Origin of the sequence: Anaerorhabdus sp. (assembly GCF_036637135.1) — a bacterium.
Taxonomy (GTDB): domain Bacteria; phylum Bacillota_I; class Bacilli_A; order Erysipelotrichales; family Erysipelotrichaceae; genus Anaerorhabdus.
Genome location: NZ_JAVWNC010000038.1, coordinates 1 through 22,175, shown reverse-complemented (window position 1 = coordinate 22,175; position 22,175 = coordinate 1). Strand labels below are relative to the sequence as shown.

Below are 22,175 nucleotides of genomic sequence, written 5' to 3'. Positions count from 1 at the left end.
CTAATTTGTGGCACTAATAATAAACCTAATACTGCTAAGATCGCAATTACTACGATCAGTTCAACTAATGTGAACCCCTTTTTGTTTTGATTTTTTTTCATTTGAATACTCTCCCTTTTCATTTTTATTATATAACAAAATTAAAATAATACAATAACACCTTGTCTATACCAGTTATAAAACGGTTATATGATGGAATTAACTAATCTTCTCAACAGTTGCGGATCAGAACAATGTTCGATCGCTACATCCATTGAAATCTTGTTTTCTCTTACAAGTTTTGCAAGTGCCATTTCTATTGTTTGCATTCCATCTCCTGGATGAGTTTGCATAACACTAGGAATATGGTAAGTTTTTCCTTCACGTATCATATTTCCAACAGCTTCATTCATAACAACAAGTTCAAGTGCTGCAACACGTGAGCGGTTATCAATTCTCGGTAATAGATGTTGAGCACACACTGCTTTCAAACATACCGATAATTGTAAACGAACTTGGTTTTGTTGATTTGGTGGAAATACGTCAATAATACGGTCAATTGTTTGAGCAACATTCGTAGTATGTAATGTTGATAAAACCAAGTGACCTGTTTCTGCAGCAGTCAACGCAAGTGATATTGTTTCAAAGTCACGCATCTCTCCAACCAGAATAACATCTGGATCTTCACGTAATGCAGATCTTAATGCATGAGCAAAGCTATATGAGTCTGATCCAATTTCACGTTGATTAATCATCGAAGATTTGTGATTATGTACATATTCTATTGGTTCTTCCAATGTAAGAATATGACATCTTCTGTTTCGATTAATCACATCAATCATTGCTGCAAGTGTTGTTGATTTACCTGATCCTGTAGGTCCTGTTACTAAGATTAGTCCTCTTTGTAACATTGCCAACTTACCAAGTACTTCTGGTAACTCTAATTGTTCGAGTGTTGGTATTGTACTATTTAATAAACGCAATGCAATTGCAAAACTTCCTTTTTGACGATAGATATTAACACGATTTCTAAATCCATCCTCTGATACATAAGTAAAGTCTAAATCATCACCAGACATTAACTTATTTAATTGTGCATCACTAATCATCGATTTTACTAACATATTCACTTCATCTTCTGATAGTGGCGCATCATTTATTGGGCGAATATTACCTGTAACACGTAACATTGCTGGTAACCCAACAGTAACATGAACATCTGATGCATTATTTTGTCTTGCGAATCTTAGATACTGTTCAATCATATGTTTTTCTCCTAATCAATTGAGTAAAGGATCTTTAGTGCTTCTTCAACACTAGTAGTTCCTTCTCGTACAAGAGTAGCTAATTCTTCTCTCATCGTGATGATATTTGTGTTTCTAGCATAATCTCTTATTGCTTTAACATCATTTCCTTTTTCAACAATAAGACGTTTAATATCTGGTGTTACTTTAAAGATTTCATTTACCGCAATACGTCCGCGATATCCAGTACCTCCACACAATTGACAACCTTCACCTTTATAAACTGTTTCAATTGTAGGGTCATTTAATAATTTCTTAACTCGATCATCTGCCGGATGTTCTTTTCTACAATGAGGACAAACACGCTTAACTAATCGTTGTGCAATAACTCCACGAATTGAATCCGCAAGTAAATAAGGTTCAACCCCCATATCGACTAAACGAGCAATTGATGAGAAAGAATCATTTGTATGTAGTGTAGATATAACTAAGTGACCTGTAATAGATGCACGTACTGCAATTTCTGCAGTTTCTGCATCACGAATTTCCCCAATCATAATGATATCTGGGTCTTGTCGCAGAATGGAACGTAATCCTGAAGCAAATGTTAAACCAGCTTTGTTGTTTACTTGTACTTGGTTAACACCTTCAATTCGTTTTTCTACTGGATCTTCAACTGTAACAATATTTAATTTTGGATTAATAATTTCTTTAAGCATTGTATACAAAGTTGTTGTTTTACCAGATCCGGTAGGCCCTGTCGCAAGAATTATTCCATTTTGATATTTCAATAAATCTTTAATTGTACCTATACTCTTATCACTGAATCCCATATCTTCAAAATTATAACTTACGTCTTGGTTAGTACCTAATAAACGCATAACTATCTTTTCACCATAAATTGTAGGTAGTGATGAAACACGCATATCGATTTCTGAGATACCATGTTGGAATTTAAAACGTCCATCTTGTGGTACTCTTTTTTCCGCAATATTCATGCCTGACATAATCTTTAAACGAGTAACTAATAATGGATGTAGATTTGTTTGAAGTTCCATATTAACACGTAAATCCCCGTCAATTCTGAATCGAACTAAAACTTTTGTTTCTTCAGGTTCAATATGAATATCACTGGCATTACTTTGAATTGCATCACTTACAATGTTATTTAATAACTTAACAACTGGAGCTGCATCAATTCTTTCAAGCATTTCGGCATTACCATCATCTGCTTGTACACCTGTATTCTCTTGGTGTAATACATTCAATGCATCACTTGTTTTTAAACGAGTGAATATCTTATCTTGTGCAACTTCAATCTCTTTTTTACTTGAGATTATGCATTCTACATGCATTCCTGTTGCAACACGAATATCTTCAATACTATAGAAATCAAGTGGATCTGCTGTTGCAACAAACAAGATTCCCTCACGCACATACAAAGGAAGTACTTTTGATTTCATCAATAGATCTTCTGGAATCAAATTAATCGCATCTGTCTCAACACTAAATACTGGATTTTCTATGTAAGGAAGATTCAGTTTTTTACTCAATAACTTTAAAACATCTTTCTCTTTAACATATCCTAAATCTACAAGAACATCTCCTAAACGCTTGCCTGGTTGCATCTTTTGTTTTGCAAGTGCATCATTCAGTTGGTCCATTGTTATAAAATCATTACTTAATAACAACTGACCTATAGGTATATTTTTTTCCATATGCGTCTCTCCCTTTATCACTATTTTGTGGTATGCTTTATAGTATCAAGTATTAGAAATGAGGTTACTATGCAATTACTACTCGCAATTTATTCAATCATTCTAGGTCTAGTCATTGGTTCATTTCTAAATGTGTGTATCCTAAGATATCAATCACATGAACCAATCTCCAAAGGCCGTTCCCATTGCCCTAAATGCAATCATACACTTTCGTGGTATGAACTCATTCCGCTATTTAGTTGGATTGGATTAAAAGGCAAATGCAAACACTGCCACCAACCTATTTCAATCCAATACCCCATCGTTGAATCACTAACTGCAATTTGCTTCTTAATTCTATACTTAAAGTTTGGAATAACTCTTGATACCCTTATTTATTTTATATTCGCATCGGTATTAATCTATGCTGCAGTTATCGACTTACAAACAATGATTATTCCTGATAGAACTCATATTCTTTGTCTACTATGTGGTGTACTACTTCTTATTTTACACCCTTCACAACTAACTGATCGATTAATTGGTGCCGTTGTTGTATGTATTCCATTACTTATCATCGCTTATCTAACAAAAGGCATGGGATATGGGGATGTTAAATTAATGGGTGCTGCTGGTTTTGTACTTGGTTGGCAAAATATACTCTTATCGATGATGATTGCTTCCATTACCGCTAGTATCGTTGGAATCATAAGTACTCGCATGAAGAAGACTTCACTAAAATCGGAGATGCCTCTAGGACCACATCTGATTTTCGCAATTCTATTTTGTTTAGTCTATGGTCAATCACTAATCAATTGGTATCTAAGTAGTTTCTTTTGATCAAGGAGTTTCCTGTTCTTCAGGTGCTTCTTTTTTTATGCATAACAATCCAGAATTTGATCCTTCTTTTGCAACACCTGGTTTGTAGGGTGAATAAGATCCCGTTGCTGTGTAGCCATTCACATTCACCGTAACATTTACGATACCCTCTTTACTTATACTAAATGATACTTTGGCTGTATTCCCTTGATAGTATGAATCCGGTAGAGCTTGATTACTCCCAGTAAATGATATAACTGATCCTCCAGAAGTTATCTTTACTTCACATCCCAAATCTGGATCTACTTCTGTTTTTACATATCCTTTTGCATCTCTTATTTCATTTTTAATAACCGCTAAGGTGTTGTTCGCAATATCTTTGCTTTCGTTCAACTTTCGTTGGACACCATAACTTTGAAGAACAGGTTGCATACCAGTCGCTACAAAAACCATGATAATCCCAAGTACTGCGATTGCCATAATTAGTTCAACCAATGTCATTCCTTTTTTCTTCATTTTATTCTCCTAATTTAATCAAATATTCTAAAAAACACAAATTTTCTACCTGCATTAGGTCGACATACTTCAGGTGAAACAGTAAATGTATAGCTTCCAAACTGTAGTGGATCCATCACCTCACCACGTGTGAAGTTTTGATTTGTAATTGCTGTTTGCCCTTGCAAACTCGCATCATTCATTTTTTTATTTGCCATATTAACCGAAGTCATTTTCGCAAATACTGTTACAAATAAAATAGATATTACTGCCAGAATCCCAACAGCGACGATAACTTCGATTAAAGTAAATCCTTTTTTAGTCATATGATTTCGCAAAAGTAATCGAACCTCCCTCTGTTAATTCATAACCAGCATCTTGTAATACTTTAAAAATTGACGCATTTGGTTGATATCCATAAATATTTGTCTTCTCGTTTTGTTTTACACTTTCTGCATAAATGCCACCATAAATATTTGTTTCGTTACCTGCTTCCCCATTTACTGTTACTTCAGCAGTTGAATCCACAACCCAACCATACAAAGTAGTTTTGTTTTCAATTGAAATCCCTTTAATACTCCCTTTGCTAAAAAGAAGAATATTATCTGAATCTTTAGGTGATGTTCCTATATTACAATTTGAAATTTCCAAATTTTTACTGTCATTTAAAATAATTAAGCCATACTCTGATTCAGGATCCTTTAAAAAAATATTTATACCCTCCAATGAATCGACCTTGGATAGATAAACCACAACATTCTTTTCGGTATTATCCATCACTAGATTTCCACTATTCGTTCCTTTGTCATCAAATACACAACTTTTATTTTCGGTGCCATCAAATTTACAAGGATTTTTTTTAGTTTCAGCTTTTAGCTTCCCAAATATTTTATTAATACCCTGGGCACTTTTTTCAAACGTTGCATAGTCATCATCTTTTTGTACTCGATTATCCTTTATACACGTTGTTGATGGTATATCTGGATTAGACGAAAATTCACAATATTTACTATCTTCTGTCTTCTTAAACTCTTTTTCCGCACTTACAATTACCGGTTTCTCCATATTTGTATCAATAACATCTAATATACCTTCTACTGTTTTTGAAAGTCCATTATAAGTACCTTTTGAAACCACTTTGATCTTTTTACAAGTTTCAGTTCCTGCACTTGTTGTCTTTTTTTCTGCACATGTAAGGTCAATATTTATTTTACCCATTTGATTTAAATTTAATTCAGCTGAAGCAGATGCATTTGAATTAATATCAGTCAAAATAGATTCTCCAGTAGCGGGGTCTTTTACAAATGAATCCATTGTTGTTTCTAATCCACTTAATGCACTTTGGTATGCTTGTTCACTATCCATTTCAATCTTAGTCATCTTAGTATTGTGATTTGTCAAAACCGTCAATCCCAACCCTAAAATAGTCATTAAGCAAAAAATCATAATGACGAATAATAATACAGATCCTTTTTTGCTTACTTTAGAATGCATGGATTTACTCCACTCCTTGAGTACTATAAACCGATACAACGATTGTGTAAGTATCACTCTTTGTATCTCTTGAGAACATCGTTGTTTTCATCGTTTTATTTTGGGCAATAATTGCTTCTAAAAATGCCGATACTTGTTCAGTACTTCCACTAACATCAATACTAACTACGTTGTTTTCCATATACACTTGGCTTACATTAGGAAGTGTTTCTTCAGGTAATACAATCCCATTCACTTGGAACAATGCATCTTTAATTGAATAAGTTGTAGGTGCTTCTGGATCAGTCTCAACATTTAAGTCTTCAGGATATTCAGGATTGACTAGTTGTATAGATGTATCAATTAAATTTGTACTCTTAACTTTTACTCCTACACTCTCAGCCAGTGAAACTAAATAATCATGTAACTTATCATTTTCTTGCGTTGGTAATAACAAATTCAGTTTATCCTCAGCTATTTTTTTAGCATCCTTGATATCTTGTTCATGAGTGCCATAACGAGCTGCAGTTATTTCCATTGTTTCATGTAATTCTTTTTGTGTTTTTAATTCTGCTTGATTTGATACATATTCATTATATAGAGGTAGTAGTAAGAATACAGTATAAACAGTCATAACAACTACAACACATAAAATACTTAACAAAAATTTCTCACGCTTTGTTAAATTCATTCTTACTCACTCCTTTCCATTGTTGCTGTCACTTCGAAACTATAGGTTTGTTCTTTCTCATTAAACTCCATACCATAGAAATCCACTGATTCAAAAATACCAGAATTTCTTAAGTGGTCTGCATAATAAGTAGGAACATGAGGATCACTGCTTTCAACTAGTATACTTATCATTCCACTACCCAAAGAGAAATCTTGTACAGTTGCACCTTCATACCCATAAATCACTTGAACAACATATTGATTTACAAATGGAATTAAATCTAAATTAGCTTGTGCCGCATCAATTTCAGTTGCAATCGTTTGATATGCCCCAATAATTGATTCTTCATCCAAAACCGCAGATACTTTCTTTAGTAACTCTACATCTGTTGTATATATTTTTTGATTTTCAATATCCTTCTTTAATTCTTCATTAAAGTAAAATAATCCACCATACGCACCCACAAGAACAACTGCACTTGCGATACCCGCAATAAGCAATTTCTTCTTATTTGGATCCATTGCTTTTTCTTCTTTTCTAAATTCTGTATACAATTTATCAAAGTTTAAATTTTTAGGATTTCCTACTAATGATCCCAATACATGAACATAAGATAAATAGTTAAAATCTTCTGGTGCTTCTAAGTTGTTAATTGCTGGTACCACCGCGATATTCATTGGTACTGATAATGATAAATCGCTAATTAATTTATTAATTCCATTATAGTCCCCAAACAAATAAACTGATTCAATCTTTGATTGGAAATGACGAGTCATTTGGAATTGTTGCATCAATTGAATTTCTTCTTTGATTGTATTTACTAAACCTTCATAATCATCATAAGAAATACGTGCACTTCTTAATAGGACGAATTTTTGATCATCAAATAGGAATACTTTTAATAAACCGTTAATAATCTCTAATGTCACATAAGGTTGTGTATTATCTTTGATTGATGTATTCGCAAGATAATTGAAAAGTGCTCTATTTCCAATTTCAATTGTTCTCGCTTTTTTACATTTAACTTCTTTCAGTAATTTCTCATATGACTCTACTAAAGAAACAGGTAACGCACAAACTAAAACTTTTCGTAAGTTTTCTTCTTGAATCATACCAATGTCCACAAAATCAATCAGCATTTCTTGTGTTAATGTTTGAGCTGCTTGAAGTTCATTGCGGATAATCTGTAATGTTTTCTTTTCTTCCAATACCGGAAGTTTTAGTTCACGGTAAAAAGCACCAGTGTTATTGGCGATCACGGTCGCTTTCTTTACCTTCTTATCTTGAAGTTCTGTAACGATTTGATGTAAATTATCTTGATCCATCAAAGAATATACAGTTTTAAAACTTTCAATTTTTATTTGGTTCTTTTTATAAGTTGCATCTACAATCTTATATTGTGTATTACCTATCTCTATATAATATGCCATAAAAGTTCTCTCCCTAATTTCTGCTTAATCCTTAACTGATATATTGCATCATGCCATACATTGGTAACATAACTGCCGCTACGATAAAACCAATAATAAGTGCCATGATAATAATCATAAGTGGTTCAAGCAACGACACAATTCTTGTTGATGCTGCATCTGCTTCCTCATCAAAGTAATCTGCAGCTGATTCAAGGATCGTATCAATTGATCCTGATTCCTCACCAATGTAAACCATTGATGTGAACATAGGGTCAAATACTTTTGCGTCTTCTAAGGAAGTTGAAATGTATTCTCCTCTACTTACCTTTTGAATAACATCTTGAAATTTATCTTGTATTACAACATTTCCTATGATTAATGAAACCATTCTCAACAATTCAATCATATCCAATCCGCTTGCATAAAGCGTCGCAAATCCACGAGCACAACGTGCAGAATAAATTGTTTGATTTAGTTTTCCGATAACAGGTGCATAAAGTTTAAACTTATCAATTCTTGTACGTATTGGTCGAAGCTTGCAAATAATAGGTACCACCATAATAAGTATCGCTACCGCTGCAATGACAAATGCCCAATATTTTGTAAGAAAATTACTAACCGCCACTAAAATTTGCGTAATAAGCGGTAACTCTTGCCCAGCATATAATTCAAAGAAAGTTGGTAGAACCATCGTAACTAAGAAAATTACGACAATAATAGCCACGATACTTAAAATGATAGGATACATCATAGCACCCTTTATTTTATTATTTAACTTGTTTTCTTTCTCAAAATGCTCGCCCATTTTTGCTAAATTGATTTCAAGTATACCACCAGTTTCCCCGGCTTCAACCATGTTGATGAGGATGTTTGGGAATACCTGTTGTTCTCTCATTGCAACTGATAGGCTATTCCCTTTTTGCATTAATTCATATATTCTTTCATAAATTATTTTGGTTTTGAGATTACTGCTTTTTGATTCTAGTATGTTAATCGCTCTAATAATTGTAATACCACTATTTAACATTACTGATATTTGGCGGCAAAAAATAATCAAATCTTTGGCTTTCATTTTCCTTATAGCTTTTGTTTCTTTAACTACTTCTTCTTTGCTTACAAGAAAATATTCCATTTGTTTGATTTTTAGTAATAAGCTTTGTTCATTCTCAGCTTCTATTATTCTCGTGACTTTTTTCTTATTTTTATCAATAAGTACGCATTTAAAAACCTTCATTTATCCTCACCCTTTGTATATTCATTTTAACACAGTGTATTAAAAAGGTGTAATAAAAGTAGCTATACCAGCATAAATGACCTTTATTTAATAGCGATTTATCAAGGTATACCCCTAATCAAAAGAAAAGCGCCCTTTTTGTAAGCATATAAAAAGCAAAGATCATATGACCTTTGCTTCAAAAGTTAAATTAAACTATTTGATTTCAACTGCATTGTTAGATGCAACTTCTAATGCTTTTAGGTAATCTCCTACAGACATTGTAACTGAAGTTTTTAATTCTTCAACTTCAGGAACTGCTGGATGGTTATCATCTTTAGCAAAAGTTTTCATTCCAACTACGTCAGCAACAGTTTTACCAACTGCATAAGCTTCAAGAGCAGCAATTTGTTCAAACCATTCTTTTTTGATTTCAGAAGCAGCTAACATACCGTAAGCTTCTTTCTTTTCTTTCTTAGTTGGTGTTAATGTTGGATCTTCAGGACCAGTGATAGCACCAGCTGTGCTGAATTTCCCAGTATTTTGTGCAGTATCGATACTTGTGTAAACGATTTTACCATCAGCATCTAATGCTACTACAGCAAATGTAGTGTTAGCTTGGATTTGGCCGTCTTTGTCAGCTGTTGCATCAGCAACGCTTAAGCTTGTAACTGAACCAGTTCCAACTTTAGCTACGTTTTCAACAGCTACTGCATTGTCAGCAGCAACTTGAATAGCTTTTAAATAATCTCCTACAGACATTGTAACTGAAGTTTTTAATTCTTCAACTTCAGGAACTGCTGGGTGTTTATCATCTTTTGCATAAGTTTTCATACCAACTACTTCAGCAACAGTTTTACCAACTGCATATTCTTCTAAAGCAGCGATTTGTTCGAACCATTCTTTACCAATTTCAGAAGCTGAAGCCATACCATATGCTTCTTTCTTTTCTTTCTTAGTTGGTGTTAATGTTGGATCTTCAGGAGCTGTGATAGCACCATCTGTACCAAATTTACCAGTGTTTTGTGCAGTATCGATTGAAACGTGTTTAATTACGTCACCTTCTAATACAACAGTTGCAAATGTTGTGTTGAATTGAACTTGTCCTTCTTTATCAGCAGTAGCATCAGCTGTGCTTAAAGATGTAACAGATCCAGTACCAACTTTTAATTCTGCAGTAGCTGCAGGTGTTTCAGTTTCTGCTGGTGTAGCACTTGGTGTAGCAGGTGCACTTGAGCATCCAGCTAAAACCATAGCAGCAACTAATAGTGTTAATAGTTTTTTCATTTAATTTCTTCCTCCGTATCTTTCATTATAGAGGTAATCAAAAGGCGTGTCAATTACTCGTAAATATTTTCACATTGTTAATTAAAGAATTTAATTCACAAGTGTTTGTTTCTTTTGTTTATTCTGGAAGTTTTGTACTCTTTTTAAGGAACACAATAAATTTTAACACCAAAAACAAACCAAGTATTCCCACACTAAACCAATCTACTACAGTAACAATCTTAGGTAACATATAGGATTGGAAACTCAAATCATATAGCGTTATGTTTTTTTCAAGTTGAACTTCCCCCACTGCTTCATCACCAATTTTGATGATTGCATAGCCTTGGATTGCTTCCCCTTCATCTTCATTTCGTAATTCAACTTCTATCGTTAATGTACTTTCATCAGTAGACATTGGTAATAAAACATGAAGTGAGTTTGATAATGTAAAATCAACTTCACCTATAACCTTACTTCCTTGCTTAACATCACTGTGTACATCACCAATATCATTTGGAATCGTAACTGTTTTGTAGTTATCAAATCCATAATTGAATAATTTAATCATATCTTCATATCTTGCATCTGCTGAGTCACAACCAAGTACAACCCCTATTAAATCCATATTATCTTTCGTTGCACTGTTAACCATTGTATATCCCGCTGCTTCAGTCCAACCTGTTTTACCACCAGTTGCATAATCATATTTAAATTTAGAATTTTTAATCATTTCATTTGCAGATGAAAATACACGTGTATCTTTTTGTTTATTTGTAGGCGCCATATCATAACGCACTTGTCCAAACACTTCTTTGAAGTCTTTGTTTTTAAGTGCCGCTCTTGTAATCATAGCCATATCATATGCAGTCGTTACATGTGCATCATCAGGTAATCCATGTGCATTCACAAAATTACTATTCTTGGCTCCTGCATTTTTCGCAACTTCATTCATAACCTTCGCAAACTCTTCTTGCGTTCCCGATGCTGCTTCCGCCAATACATTTGATGCATCATTTGCACTTTGCATCATGGATGCATAAACAAAATCAATCATAGGTGCTTGTTCACCATAATCAAGCCAAATATGACTACTAGTGCGATCTATATTATCAATCGCAGTAGCATTCGCTGTTAACAAGTCATCTTTACCCAATTTTTCTAAAGCAATATAATTTGTAAGAATTTTAGTTATACTTGCTGGAAACATTTGTTGGTCCATATTTTTTTGATATAAAACCATGCCTGTTTTCGCATCAATTAATACAGCTGCTTTTGCATTCAACCCAAGAGTATCAACGGAAGTTGTGGGTGCCTCCGTCGGGGTTGGTATCGCTTCACCCTCAGCATATGCATTTAAAAAACTACCCAAAACGAGCACAGTACATATTAAACAAGAAAATAGTTTTCTTTTCATATCCATCATCCATTCTAATACCACACTATTATACATGAACTTTTGTGATGTTAAAATATGTACCTACGACTTTATTTTCGATTTATTTACATCACATGATTCAATCTTTTCTTGATTAACTTGTTTCTTTGTAATTAAAAACTCTACTAGTCCAAATAATAAACCACCTACGATATAACAAACAATATCTTTCACATCAAATGTGGATCCAAGAATAATTCCGAAGACAGTTCCTTGTACTCCTAACATTTTATCCAAATGGAAATATTGCGACAATTCAGCAAGTACTCCTATAAGAATTGCGTATTGAAAAATATATTTTGGTTTGTTTGGAAATAGAATGCGAATAAGACAGCATAATAAAATAATGACTAATACATCTCCCACGTAAGGTCGAATAAAATCATCATGGACATATAAGCCAATTCCAACCTCAATAAGAAGTAACAAGACAAATGCAATTAAGTAGTCGATTCGTATTTTCTTTTTCATAATTTACTCCCTGTCCATCTTAACATAAAATGATGTTGCCGAAGCAACATCATTTATGATTATTTTTTAAGTAATCGGATTGAATTAAGAATAGCGATTACCGATACACCTACGTCCGCAAATATCGCAAGCCACATATTCACAAATCCAAATCCTGATAAGGCTAATACAATTAACTTCACAGCTAAAGCTCCTACAATATTTTGATTTACAATGCGCATTGTTTTCTTTGAACGATTAATCGCTAGTGGAATCTTTGTTAAATTATCATCCATGATAACAACATCCGCAGCTTCAATTGCTGCATCACTTCCTACACCACCCATTGCAAATCCTAAATCCGCTAAAGCAAGTACTGGTGCATCATTAATACCATCTCCAGCAAATCCTAATTTACCATTTGGTAATAAACTTTCTACAACATTTACTTTTTGATCTGGCAAACATTCACTGTATACAGAATCAATTCCTACTTCCTTAGCAATATGTTCTGCTACTGCTTTGCGATCTCCTGTCAACATGACACAGTTATTAACACCTGCATACTTTAACATTTGAATTGCTCTTGATGAATCTTCTTTTAATTGATCGTTGATCACTAGTGTACCCATATATTCTTTATTCTTTGCGACATAAACCAATGTCCCCAACTCATCAATAACCGGATACGCAATTTGGAATTGATCCATTAATTTCGCATTTCCTACAAGAATTGTATCTTGATCTAGAAGTATACGAATACCATGTCCCGCAATTTCTTCAACCTCTTTAATACGTTTCATATTAAGGTTTGCATCATAAGCATTTAGAATTGATTTTGCGATGGGATGGGTAGAATTACTTTCTGCGTATGCTGCATATTCAATGGCAGATGGATCTCCTACAATTTTACTAACACCAAATTTACCTTTTGTAATCGTTCCTGTTTTATCAAATACCATTTGTTTAATTTGTGATAAGTTTTCAATGACGGTACTTCCTTTAACTAAAATACCATTCTTACTTAATCCGCCAATACCCGCAAAGAATCCCAAAGGTATACTGATAACTAAGGCACATGGACAAGAAATAACCAGGAACGCACATGCTCTTTCTATTGATTCACTGTAGCTGATACCTGGACTTACAATTGGTAATCCAACCGCAATAATTCCCGCAAGCACAACAACAATTGGTGTATATACTTTAGAGAATTTTGTAATAAAATTCTCTGATTTTGTTTTTCTACTACTTGTATTTTCTACAAGTTCTAATATTTTAGTTACCGTACTTTCACTGTAAGGTTTCGTAACTGTGATTTCCAACAAACCTCTTAAATTAACACAACCACTTAATACTTCATCACCAACCTCAACATCTCTTTCCAAGCTTTCACCTGTAAGGCTTGAAGTATCTAAACTACTAATACCTGTTTTTACAATACCATCAAGAGGAATTCTTTCTCCTGGTTTTACTACCACCACATCATCAATATTCACTTGTTCAGGAGCACAATCTATCGTTTCTCCATCACGTATTACATGCGCTATATCTGGACGAATATCCATCAAGTCTGATATTGATTTACGACTTGAGTACACTGCTCTTTCTTGGAAGTACTCACCTACTTGATAAAACAACATCACCGCAACTGCCTCACGATAATCTTGTATTAAAATAGCTACGATTGTTGCGAGCGACATCAAGAAATTTTCATCAAACAATTGACCCTTTAAAATATTTCGAATCGCTTTTAATACAACATCATACCCTAATAATAGATAAGCAATTAAAACAATCGCAATACCTAACGTACTCGTTTCTGGTTGAAATAAACCGACTATAAAGATTGCAGCTCCAATCAAAATACGAAGTAAAGCTTTCTTAAAATCTTTTTGTTCTTCTTCCTTCTTATTTGTTGTCATCGTTTCAACAACAACGTCTGGCTCATGTAGATGAACTACTTTACGTATTTCCTGTTCAACACGTGCTAAATCTGTACTTTGACAAGTAAACGTACATGTTGTACTCATGAAATCCACAACACAACTTTCAACACCTGATATCTTACAAATCTCTTCTTCAATCTCCGCAGCACAATGCGCACAATCTAACCCCTTAAATAATAAGGATACTGTTTCACCCTTTTCTGTTACCTTTACATCTGGTTCCATATCAACAATAATCTTTACAATATTTTTCTTAAGACCTTCTAGGTTTTTGTCGCTTGCAGGTACATAAGTTAACTTTTTAGACATGAAATCAACATGGGCTTCTTGAATTTCATCAAGATTTTGGATTTTCTCTTCAATTTCCGCAGCACAATGTGCGCAATCTAATCCATTTAGTATTAGCTCTAGTTTCATCTTTCTACCTCACTACATATGAATATATGTTCATATGTAGTATATATATTTACCATTATCTTGTCAATATATAAACTGTAAAATATGTCTGAAATTTGCGTTTTTCATCCAAATCCTATAAAATTACAACGTTGTTCAAATTTGAGGTGAATAAATGAAAAAGAAAATAGTAGGAATTACCTTGGTTGTCTTTGGATTAATCCTTGGTTATCTTCCTCATATAACTGTAGTAGAAGCTGAATTACCTTCAGCGTGTACACCTACTCCCACAGAACCTGTAACTCCAGGTGGAAATGAGGCTGTAGAGATTGCATCTGGTTTATTATCATGTGATCAAGGAATTACTTCTACAGATAAGTTCAATCAACAATTGATTGATTTGTTGAACTTACAAACCACAAAGATAGAAGAAGCTAAACGTATTGCGATTGACGAAAGTCTTAAAGGTGAAATGAGTGGTCAAATTGAATATTTCTATGATCGTTCTATTGAATTAGGACTTGATCCTGTCTATGTTGTAGCACTTGCTGCATGGGAAACAGGAGATGGTACAAGTAACATTTGTGTTAATAAGCATAACTTTGGTGGTATGCGTTCCGGTGGCGAATGGACTCGCTTTGAAAGCAAGGAAGCTGGAATTGAAGCTTTCTTAAACTTATTGGTTAGTTATGCTGAAAAAGGTTCAGATACACCTGAAGAGATGGCAGCTCGCTATGCTCCTGGTAGTGAAACATGGGCGCCTAACGTACGTAAGATTATGAAACGTATCAATGATGCGATTGAAAAGAAACAAACAGAAGTTCGTCAAGAATATGATTTATTAATCGAAAACCTAAAAAAATAACCACTACACAGTGGTTATTTTTATACTTTGAAGTCGTATGAGAATCCCAATCCTTGTACTTCATTGGTATCACTCATTACAATGAATGCACTTGGGTCAATTTCACTCACAACTCGTGTTAATTCACGATATTGATTTTTGCTTACTACTGTTAATACTACTTTTCTTTCCTCGTGAGAATATCCACCCTCAGCGTGAAGTAGTGTTGTACCACGTACCATTTTCTCATGAATTGCATCTGAGATTTCTTGGTATTTCGGAGATATAATTTGAACTGCCTTTGCATCTTGTAATCCCATTAGTAAGACTTTATCAACTGCTTGTGATCCTGCCCATACCGCAATAAATCCTATCAACACAGCTTCAATACCCATCGAGAATAACCCAAGACCTACCGCAATTGCATCTAATATTAAGACAAGTGTTGATAAGCTTAAACTTGAATACTTATGCAGAATCATTGTTACAACATTAATTCCGCCAGTACTCGCGCCTGTACGCATCGCAATCCCCGCACCAATACCACTAAGTAACCCTCCATAAAGAGCCGCTAACAATGGATCAACTTGGATATGAAACTTCCCTTGAAATAAAACAAGTGCAATTGGATAAACAATAGAACTGATCATTGTCTTAATCGCAAATGTCTTACCCAGTAATGCAGCACCCAATAAGAATAACGCAATTGTAAAGAAGTTAACGAACATCGTTGGCTCTATTTTTATAAACGGATATAAGGCGATACCAATGCCTGCTAATCCTCCTGATAAGATGTTATATGGCAAGATAAAAACTGAAACCCCAAATGCTATTAGGATATTTCCCGCAACTACCATAGCGAAATCTAAAATCTTTTTATTCATGCCTACTTCTCCTTTAGAATATTAAAGGTTTATCGACTGATAAACCTCATTTTTTAATCTGTTGTTTGTTGGTCCTTTTGACTTGTTTCTTGTAAATTAAATTCTTTCATTTTTGATGTAAATTCTTTTTCAGCTTCATCGAGCTTTCTTAAGATTTCATCAAGTTCATTTTTAATATCTTCATTCGGCTTCACAATCTCACCTCTTACACTAAATTAAATGCCTTCTTAAATGTTTTATAACAAATTGGGATATAAATCAAGACTACAATTATTTCCGCAACCGGATATGACGCCCAAACGCCATTAAGTCCCCACAATTCTCCGAAAATAAATGCGAATGGTACAAGGAATATCAATTGACGTAACAATGTCATAATCATACTCGACATCCCTTTTCCTAAAGACTGGAATACGGTATTCATCGAAATAGATGCACCCGCAAACACAAAGGATATTGAAATAATAATGAGTGCAACATGTGCAACCTCTAATAACGCTGGTGATGGATTAAATAAACCAAGCAATAAATCCGTACCAAACATAAATAAGATTGTACCAGCAGTCATTAAGCTAATCGCAGTTATAAGGTACAACTTAACTGTCTTTTTATAACGTTCAACATCTTGTGACCCAAAGTTATACGATAAGATTGGTAATGCCCCTTGGTTTAATCCAAAGACAGGCATGAACACAAATGAGTTTAATTTAAAGTAAATACTTAATGCGGTAACCGCCGCATCGGAATAATTAACTAATACAAAGTTCATACATGTTGTTGTGACAGAACCTACTGCATTCATAATCGCAACTGGTAAGCCCACAGCATAGATTGCTTTAATACGTTGCCAACGTAAGTGTAATCCTTTAAATTGAAATTTCACTTCATGCTTACCAAAAGCCATGCAGCATGTAATAAAGATCATTCCAAAGATCTGCCCAATTACTGTCGCAATAGCAGCACCCTTAACACCCATTGCCGGGATACCAAAGTAACCAAAGATGAATATAGGGTCCAAGATAATGTTTGTGATTGCCCCAATTAATAATGAAATCATTGGTAGAATCATATTGCCTTGTGCTTGGAATATTCTCTCAAAGTACATTCCCACAAAGACACCAATACTACAAACCATAACAATACTTAAGTAATCATACCCCATCGCTAAGACTGTTGCATCTTGCGTAAATAAAGATAAGAATGGTTTTGATAAGAAGATTCCCACGATTGCACAAAGTGCAGTGTGGAATAAAGCTAAGATAAGACCAGTTGATGCCGTCTTATTTGCTTCTGCATGATTTTGTTGACCAAGACGTCGAGCTACTAATGTCGATGTCCCAATCGCACCTCCTAAAGATAAGGAAGTAACTATCATTTGCATTGGAAATACTAACCCAAGAGCAAACATCGCTTGTTCCGATATTTGCGAAATGTAAACTGTATCTACAATATTATAAAGTGCTTGTATAAGCATCGAAAACATTGCCGGGATACTCATGGAGAATAGTAATTTAGGTATTGACCAAGTGGCCATTTTATTCGTTTTGATTGTTGTCATATTCTCGCCCCCAATACAGGGTATTATAACAAACCCAGCATCAATTAACTAGTTTTATTTCAAGCGAACAACATACGCAACCGGTTACATTCATTTATCTTTTCTAGTTATTATTTTAGCAAGTACAATTCCCACGCCACACAAGAAAATATAAATCACACCATTTACAATAAAAGGCATAAAAAATTCATATGGGCTTGGGTAAAAATTTAAAATATACATACCGAGCATCATAGAAACATAAGGAAATACCAATAAAACAAAGATCGAATAGAACACAAAATCTTTGCTTCGATTTCCTTTTAATAATTCATATGTCACAACACCACCCAATTGAATGATAATCCCAATCGATATTTCTCTGAATGTTTGATTTTCATACCATCCCATTGCAGAAAAGATAAGACCGATTACACTTATAATTACACCTAATAAAAATCCATAATGTTTCTTTTCACTCTCTTCTTTTAATACATTCATTTCTTCTTGCTGATCATTTAGTAAATAATCCGTTGAAACTTGAAATAGTTTACTTATTTCTAAGACATTTTCTATTTCTGGATACGAATCGCTAACCTCCCATTTTGATATTGCTTGTCTTGATACTCCCAACATTTGTGCAAGTTCTTCTTGAGAATATCCTTTTTCTTTACGTAGCTTTAATAGCTTTTCATTGAATTTCATAAAATCCCTACCTTCCATAGAAATTGTACACAAATCAATTATAGCACTCTACCATTCCTACTTTACAATTCCGCCACGCTCCGTTGCACATTCACAAAAAAGGCTCATTTTCACGCATAAAATAATTAGATAGTATTTTAATCCTTTGTTTGCTAGAATTAAATCAACAAATACCTCGTAATAATTTGATTTGCAACCATGTATTAACCCCCACTAAAAGGAGTGATTTTTTGTGAATCTAGAAGAATTAGCTTTACACTTAACAAATGAATTAAAGGTCAAGTATTTTGACGAGCGAGATTTTTTATCATTACAAGATTTTCTTGCGAGTGACTTTTCACTAATCGGTACTGGTATAAATGAATTTAGTTCTAGTGCAGAAGACGCCATTGTCTCAATAATTAGCCAACTAGATGAATATAGCGGAAAATTCGTCGTAGAAGATTCTAACTTTTATTTCACAAAATTATCAGATACCTCATGCTTAGTTTACGGTAACTTAAAAGCGATTCCGGAAGATTCTAAATTTGCTGTGGAAGATGTTCGTTTAACCCTTGGGTTTGAAGGATATCCTGATTTGAAACTTAGTCATGTGCATTTTTCGCATCCTGACTATACACAAGAAGATGGAAAATATTTTGTTCCAAGTTTATTACGTAAAGATACAGAAGCGTTGAGAACTGACTTGGATGCACATATCCGTCGACTTGAAAGTTTAACCACGAAAGTTCCAGGCGGAGCTCATCAATGTTTAAATGATGATTACCTTACATTCGCATCCTATAGTGATAGCTTCTTAAATATGTTTGGATATACCGCAGATGAAATTAACGAGAAATTCGATAACCGATATATCAATATGATTTATCCAGAGGATCGTGAATATGTATTATCCACGGTTCGTAATCATGAAGTAGGAAATCCCAATATTGATTTTGAATATCGCGTATTAAACCACGAAAATAAACCCATCTGGATTTTAGATAAATGTAGTGTTCTACCTTATGATGATGATGTTTGTTTCTATTGTATCTTAATAGAAATTGAATCAAGAAAAAAGGAACAGGAAGAATTACGTTTATTATTACAACGTTACCAAATCGTCATTAGTCAAACAACTGACATCATCTTTGAATGGGATCTATTAAAAGATGAATTGGTATTTTCTTCAAATTGGAATGAAAAGTTTGGTTACGAGCCTTTTCCTATCAGTTTACTTCAAGAAAACACGATTCCAGATAGCGTACATCCTGATGACATTGAACCCCTTCGTCAGATTATTAAAAACATCAATGTCGGATCACCCCATGTGGATACAGAAATTCGTTTAAAAAATAAATTCGAGAAATATATTTGGTCTCGTATCCGATTCTCACTTCTATACAATGAAAAGGGAATCGCAATTCGCGCTATTGGCGTTATCATCGATATTGATGAGGAAATGTCTCAAAAATTAAGACTTGTAGATTTAGCACAACGTGATGCTTTAACTGGTTTGTTCAACAAATCCGCAATCAATCGTTTGGTTACACAAAGTATGGAACCTGATGGTTCTAAATCTCTTCAAGCTTTATTCATTATCGATGTGGATAACTTTAAACAAATTAATGACAAATATGGACACTTATGTGGTGATCGCATTCTATCTGAAGTTGCGGGTATTCTTAAGAATAAAACACGTGCAACTGATTTTGTAGGAAGAGTTGGCGGAGATGAATTTCTCATTTACTTCCCACATATACCATCACTAAGTGCTATTGAAAATCGTGCTAAAGTACTGATTGATTCATTACAAAGTATTAAACCAACAAACTCTCAACAAAAAATTGGTTGTAGTATCGGGATTGCGTTGTTCGAGCGAAATACCGTGGATTATCTCACACTTTATCAACATGCTGATGAAGCGCTTTATATCCAAAAGTCAAAGGGTAGAAACGGTTATACAATCTACAACTTCGCAGAAGACAACACACATGTCGAAAGTAAATCCGCTTCCGGTACTCCTATTGTTTCAGATACTTTTCTAATTGGAAATCAACGCTTATCACAATACGCTTTAACTGCTTTAACTCAAAGTACAGATTTAGAATCGGATATTGGTAAAGTACTAGAGATTATTGGACAATATTATGGTGTTGATCATGTATACATTTTCGAAAATAATGAAGATTGCTCAGTTGCGACGATCACATATGAATGGAGAGATAAAAATTTCCCTTCAAAATCACTGAGTCAAATTGAGTATACAGGATCATTAAGTAATTATTTAAGTTACTTTAATGATAAAGGTATTTTCTATTGCCCTTGTAGTGATTATCTTGAAGATGATTTCAAAGAAAAACTAGATAGTCAGTCTATTAAAACCATGATTCAATGTTCTATCATTGATGATGGCAAGTTCTTTGGTGGTATTGGATTTGAAGATTCACGAACGAATAAAAATTTTACTGATGAAGAAATTAAATCATTTAAACTCACTGCATCTGTATTGCAGTTATTTATCATTCAATTAAGATTGAAACAGAAATTAAAAGCCATTTCGTAATAGAAATGGCTTTTAACTTGACTCAGACTCTTTTTGTAATGTATCCCTTATTTTACGATAGGTCATAATCGGACTATCGCCTCTCAGTAAATTTTCTCCACCGAGTAGTGATGATGCTTTGGGAAGTTGTGTCTCAACTACTACTTTATCTTGCCTTTCAATGACGCGATTCGCAAACTTACCAAAGTATGCCATCGTTTGATTCAAGAACTTCATTTTAAATTTATTAGTATAGAAGCGAATATAGAACATCGTATTCTCATCATCGACAGGCGCAAAGAAAATCACAACGCGTAGATCATCCGCAATGTAATTTTGCCATACATTTGGAAAGATAAACTTTAGATTAAGATGTGGATTTATTTTTAATTCATTTGCCTTAATTGGAGCTTGTCCTTGATCAACACTATTGTTACCACTAACTAAAATGGTATGCCCCATAACTTCCATTGCAGGTCCATTGACTACTGTTTTATTTCCTCTTCCAATTGTATTGTAATGTACAAAAGGAATGTGAACTACATCTAATTGGTTTTCAATACATCGTGAGTAATGGGCATGCCACAAATCACTCATTTCACTATAAACCATATCATCCGTAATTTGATCATCAAAGAATGGTAACTTCTCAGTTGCTTTTTCTTTGTCTCCATTCCAAAAATAAATCATACCGTGAGCTTCTTTTACAAGATAACTTTTCACATTGAAGCGTTGTTCAGGCTCTGCAATTCTACCATTGGCAGGTACCAAAACTGTTTTGCCATCCTTATCAAATCGAATGCCATGAAAAGGACAAGCTACACAATTCCCTTTGTGTTCTCCTTTGCTGATTGCGGCACCACGATGTGTACACTTATCAATCAAACAGCCAATAGTTCCTTCATCATTTCTAAACAAACATAGATTCAATCCTAGTCTTCTTACCCCAACGATTTTGTCTTTCTTCACTTCCTTTGATGGAAGTATTGCATACCATTGATTCTTAATCATATTTATCCCTCTTTAGTCATGTTTCTATCTATTATATATTGAGCATATCACATTTTTAAAAAGTTATATAAATTAGTATCCGAAGAAAAACAACCCCTTGAGGTTGTTTAGATATTTTCTTTAACTTGTTTCATAATTTCAGTAGAAGTTAGACCATACTTTTCAA

21 protein-coding genes are annotated in these 22,175 nt (G+C 33.9%); 3 read left to right on the top strand and 18 right to left on the bottom strand.

What is annotated here, in order from left to right:
• The 3 genes from RR643_RS11715 to RR643_RS07940 all read right to left on the bottom strand — a co-directional run.
• A partial coding sequence (locus tag RR643_RS11715) for a type II secretion system protein (protein ID WP_442878363.1) occupies positions 1-101 on the bottom strand: 101 nt, incomplete at its 3' end.
• A gap of 84 nt (positions 102-185) precedes the next feature.
• Entirely contained in the window at positions 186-1,244 is a 1,059-nt protein-coding gene (locus tag RR643_RS07945; RefSeq protein WP_332482884.1) for a type IV pilus twitching motility protein PilT, read from the bottom strand.
• Between the two features lie 11 nt (positions 1,245-1,255).
• Positions 1,256-2,941 carry a GspE/PulE family protein gene (locus RR643_RS07940; protein ID WP_332472354.1) on the bottom strand — a complete coding sequence of 562 codons (1,686 nt, stop codon included), beginning with the start codon at positions 2,939-2,941 and terminating at the stop codon, positions 1,256-1,258.
• Positions 2,942-3,010: 69 nt separating this feature from the next.
• Here RR643_RS07940 and RR643_RS07935 point away from each other — a divergent pair, with 69 nt between their 5' ends.
• Entirely contained in the window at positions 3,011-3,760 is a 750-nt protein-coding gene (locus RR643_RS07935) for a prepilin peptidase (RefSeq protein ID WP_332482883.1), read from the top strand.
• Here RR643_RS07935 and RR643_RS07930 read toward each other — a convergent pair whose 3' ends face one another.
• The 10 genes from RR643_RS07930 to RR643_RS07885 form a co-directional block, all read right to left on the bottom strand.
• Positions 3,761-4,255 (bottom strand): type II secretion system protein, encoded by a 495-nt coding sequence (locus RR643_RS07930; protein WP_332482882.1) that lies wholly within the window; start codon positions 4,253-4,255, stop codon positions 3,761-3,763.
• A gap of 14 nt (positions 4,256-4,269) precedes the next feature.
• The gene (locus RR643_RS07925) at positions 4,270-4,560 is read right to left on the bottom strand and encodes a type II secretion system protein (RefSeq protein WP_332482881.1); all 291 of its coding nucleotides are present in this window, start codon (positions 4,558-4,560) and stop codon (positions 4,270-4,272) included.
• Complete coding sequence (locus RR643_RS07920; RefSeq protein WP_332482880.1) at positions 4,553-5,728, bottom strand: hypothetical protein; 1,176 nt, start codon at positions 5,726-5,728, stop codon at positions 4,553-4,555. The genes RR643_RS07925 and RR643_RS07920 overlap by 8 nt, the downstream gene beginning before the upstream one ends.
• Before the next feature lie 4 nt (positions 5,729-5,732).
• Positions 5,733-6,398, bottom strand: a complete 666-nt coding sequence (locus RR643_RS07915; protein WP_332482879.1) for a hypothetical protein — start codon at positions 6,396-6,398, stop codon at positions 5,733-5,735.
• Between the two features lie 2 nt (positions 6,399-6,400).
• Entirely contained in the window at positions 6,401-7,810 is a 1,410-nt protein-coding gene (locus RR643_RS07910; RefSeq protein ID WP_332482878.1) for a hypothetical protein, read from the bottom strand.
• A gap of 31 nt (positions 7,811-7,841) precedes the next feature.
• Positions 7,842-9,026 carry a type II secretion system F family protein gene (locus RR643_RS07905; RefSeq protein ID WP_332472356.1) on the bottom strand — a complete coding sequence of 395 codons (1,185 nt, stop codon included), beginning with the start codon at positions 9,024-9,026 and terminating at the stop codon, positions 7,842-7,844.
• A 195-nt stretch (positions 9,027-9,221) separates the two neighbouring features.
• Entirely contained in the window at positions 9,222-10,292 is a 1,071-nt protein-coding gene (locus RR643_RS07900) for a hypothetical protein (RefSeq protein WP_332482877.1), read from the bottom strand.
• 118 nt (positions 10,293-10,410) lie between these two features.
• Positions 10,411-11,688 carry a D-alanyl-D-alanine carboxypeptidase family protein gene (locus RR643_RS07895; protein WP_332482876.1) on the bottom strand — a complete coding sequence of 426 codons (1,278 nt, stop codon included), beginning with the start codon at positions 11,686-11,688 and terminating at the stop codon, positions 10,411-10,413.
• Positions 11,689-11,751: 63 nt separating this feature from the next.
• On the bottom strand, positions 11,752-12,180 hold the full coding sequence (locus RR643_RS07890) for a ribosomal maturation YjgA family protein (protein WP_332482875.1): 429 nt from the start codon (positions 12,178-12,180) through the stop codon (positions 11,752-11,754).
• Positions 12,181-12,239: 59 nt separating this feature from the next.
• Positions 12,240-14,525, bottom strand: coding sequence for a heavy metal translocating P-type ATPase (locus RR643_RS07885; protein WP_332482874.1), 2,286 nt, complete (start codon positions 14,523-14,525; stop codon positions 12,240-12,242).
• 154 nt (positions 14,526-14,679) lie between these two features.
• Between RR643_RS07885 and RR643_RS07880 the strand changes: the two genes are divergently transcribed.
• Entirely contained in the window at positions 14,680-15,369 is a 690-nt protein-coding gene (locus tag RR643_RS07880; protein WP_332482873.1) for a glucosaminidase domain-containing protein, read from the top strand.
• Between the two features lie 20 nt (positions 15,370-15,389).
• On the opposite strand, the gene RR643_RS07875 is transcribed toward RR643_RS07880, so the two are convergent.
• The 4 genes from RR643_RS07875 to RR643_RS07860 all read right to left on the bottom strand — a co-directional run bounded on the left by RR643_RS07875 (position 15,390) and on the right by RR643_RS07860 (position 18,474).
• The gene (locus RR643_RS07875; protein WP_332468690.1) at positions 15,390-16,232 is read right to left on the bottom strand and encodes a YitT family protein; all 843 of its coding nucleotides are present in this window, start codon (positions 16,230-16,232) and stop codon (positions 15,390-15,392) included.
• 53 nt (positions 16,233-16,285) lie between these two features.
• Positions 16,286-16,426, bottom strand: coding sequence for a hypothetical protein (locus RR643_RS07870; RefSeq protein WP_332468689.1), 141 nt, complete (start codon positions 16,424-16,426; stop codon positions 16,286-16,288).
• 11 nt (positions 16,427-16,437) lie between these two features.
• Complete coding sequence (locus RR643_RS07865) at positions 16,438-17,790, bottom strand: MATE family efflux transporter (protein WP_332468688.1); 1,353 nt, start codon at positions 17,788-17,790, stop codon at positions 16,438-16,440.
• A 90-nt stretch (positions 17,791-17,880) separates the two neighbouring features.
• Entirely contained in the window at positions 17,881-18,474 is a 594-nt protein-coding gene (locus RR643_RS07860; RefSeq protein ID WP_332482872.1) for a helix-turn-helix domain-containing protein, read from the bottom strand.
• A 232-nt stretch (positions 18,475-18,706) separates the two neighbouring features.
• Here RR643_RS07860 and RR643_RS07855 point away from each other — a divergent pair, with 232 nt between their 5' ends.
• Positions 18,707-21,019, top strand: a complete 2,313-nt coding sequence (locus tag RR643_RS07855; protein WP_332482871.1) for a sensor domain-containing diguanylate cyclase — start codon at positions 18,707-18,709, stop codon at positions 21,017-21,019.
• 12 nt (positions 21,020-21,031) lie between these two features.
• Here the strand turns inward: RR643_RS07855 and RR643_RS07850 are convergent, their stop codons facing one another.
• Positions 21,032-22,009, bottom strand: coding sequence for an aromatic ring-hydroxylating dioxygenase subunit alpha (locus RR643_RS07850; RefSeq protein WP_332482870.1), 978 nt, complete (start codon positions 22,007-22,009; stop codon positions 21,032-21,034).
• Positions 22,010-22,175: the final 166 nt, after the last annotated feature.

Coding starts and splice junctions, on each gene's coding strand:
- RR643_RS07945 (WP_332482884.1), bottom strand. CDS start 1,244: ATGATTGAACAGTATCTAAGATTCGCAAGACAAAATAATGCATCAGAT.
- RR643_RS07940 (WP_332472354.1), bottom strand. CDS start 2,941: ATGGAAAAAAATATACCTATAGGTCAGTTGTTATTAAGTAATGATTTT.
- RR643_RS07935 (WP_332482883.1), top strand. CDS start 3,011: ATGCAATTACTACTCGCAATTTATTCAATCATTCTAGGTCTAGTCATT.
- RR643_RS07930 (WP_332482882.1), bottom strand. CDS start 4,255: ATGAAGAAAAAAGGAATGACATTGGTTGAACTAATTATGGCAATCGCA.
- RR643_RS07925 (WP_332482881.1), bottom strand. CDS start 4,560: ATGACTAAAAAAGGATTTACTTTAATCGAAGTTATCGTCGCTGTTGGG.
- RR643_RS07920 (WP_332482880.1), bottom strand. CDS start 5,728: ATGCATTCTAAAGTAAGCAAAAAAGGATCTGTATTATTATTCGTCATT.
- RR643_RS07915 (WP_332482879.1), bottom strand. CDS start 6,398: ATGAATTTAACAAAGCGTGAGAAATTTTTGTTAAGTATTTTATGTGTT.
- RR643_RS07910 (WP_332482878.1), bottom strand. CDS start 7,810: ATGGCATATTATATAGAGATAGGTAATACACAATATAAGATTGTAGAT.
- RR643_RS07905 (WP_332472356.1), bottom strand. CDS start 9,026: ATGAAGGTTTTTAAATGCGTACTTATTGATAAAAATAAGAAAAAAGTC.
- RR643_RS07900 (WP_332482877.1), bottom strand. CDS start 10,292: ATGAAAAAACTATTAACACTATTAGTTGCTGCTATGGTTTTAGCTGGA.
- RR643_RS07895 (WP_332482876.1), bottom strand. CDS start 11,688: ATGAAAAGAAAACTATTTTCTTGTTTAATATGTACTGTGCTCGTTTTG.
- RR643_RS07890 (WP_332482875.1), bottom strand. CDS start 12,180: ATGAAAAAGAAAATACGAATCGACTACTTAATTGCATTTGTCTTGTTA.
- RR643_RS07885 (WP_332482874.1), bottom strand. CDS start 14,525: ATGAAACTAGAGCTAATACTAAATGGATTAGATTGCGCACATTGTGCT.
- RR643_RS07880 (WP_332482873.1), top strand. CDS start 14,680: ATGAAAAAGAAAATAGTAGGAATTACCTTGGTTGTCTTTGGATTAATC.
- RR643_RS07875 (WP_332468690.1), bottom strand. CDS start 16,232: ATGAATAAAAAGATTTTAGATTTCGCTATGGTAGTTGCGGGAAATATC.
- RR643_RS07865 (WP_332468688.1), bottom strand. CDS start 17,790: ATGACAACAATCAAAACGAATAAAATGGCCACTTGGTCAATACCTAAA.
- RR643_RS07860 (WP_332482872.1), bottom strand. CDS start 18,474: ATGAAATTCAATGAAAAGCTATTAAAGCTACGTAAAGAAAAAGGATAT.
- RR643_RS07850 (WP_332482870.1), bottom strand. CDS start 22,009: ATGATTAAGAATCAATGGTATGCAATACTTCCATCAAAGGAAGTGAAG.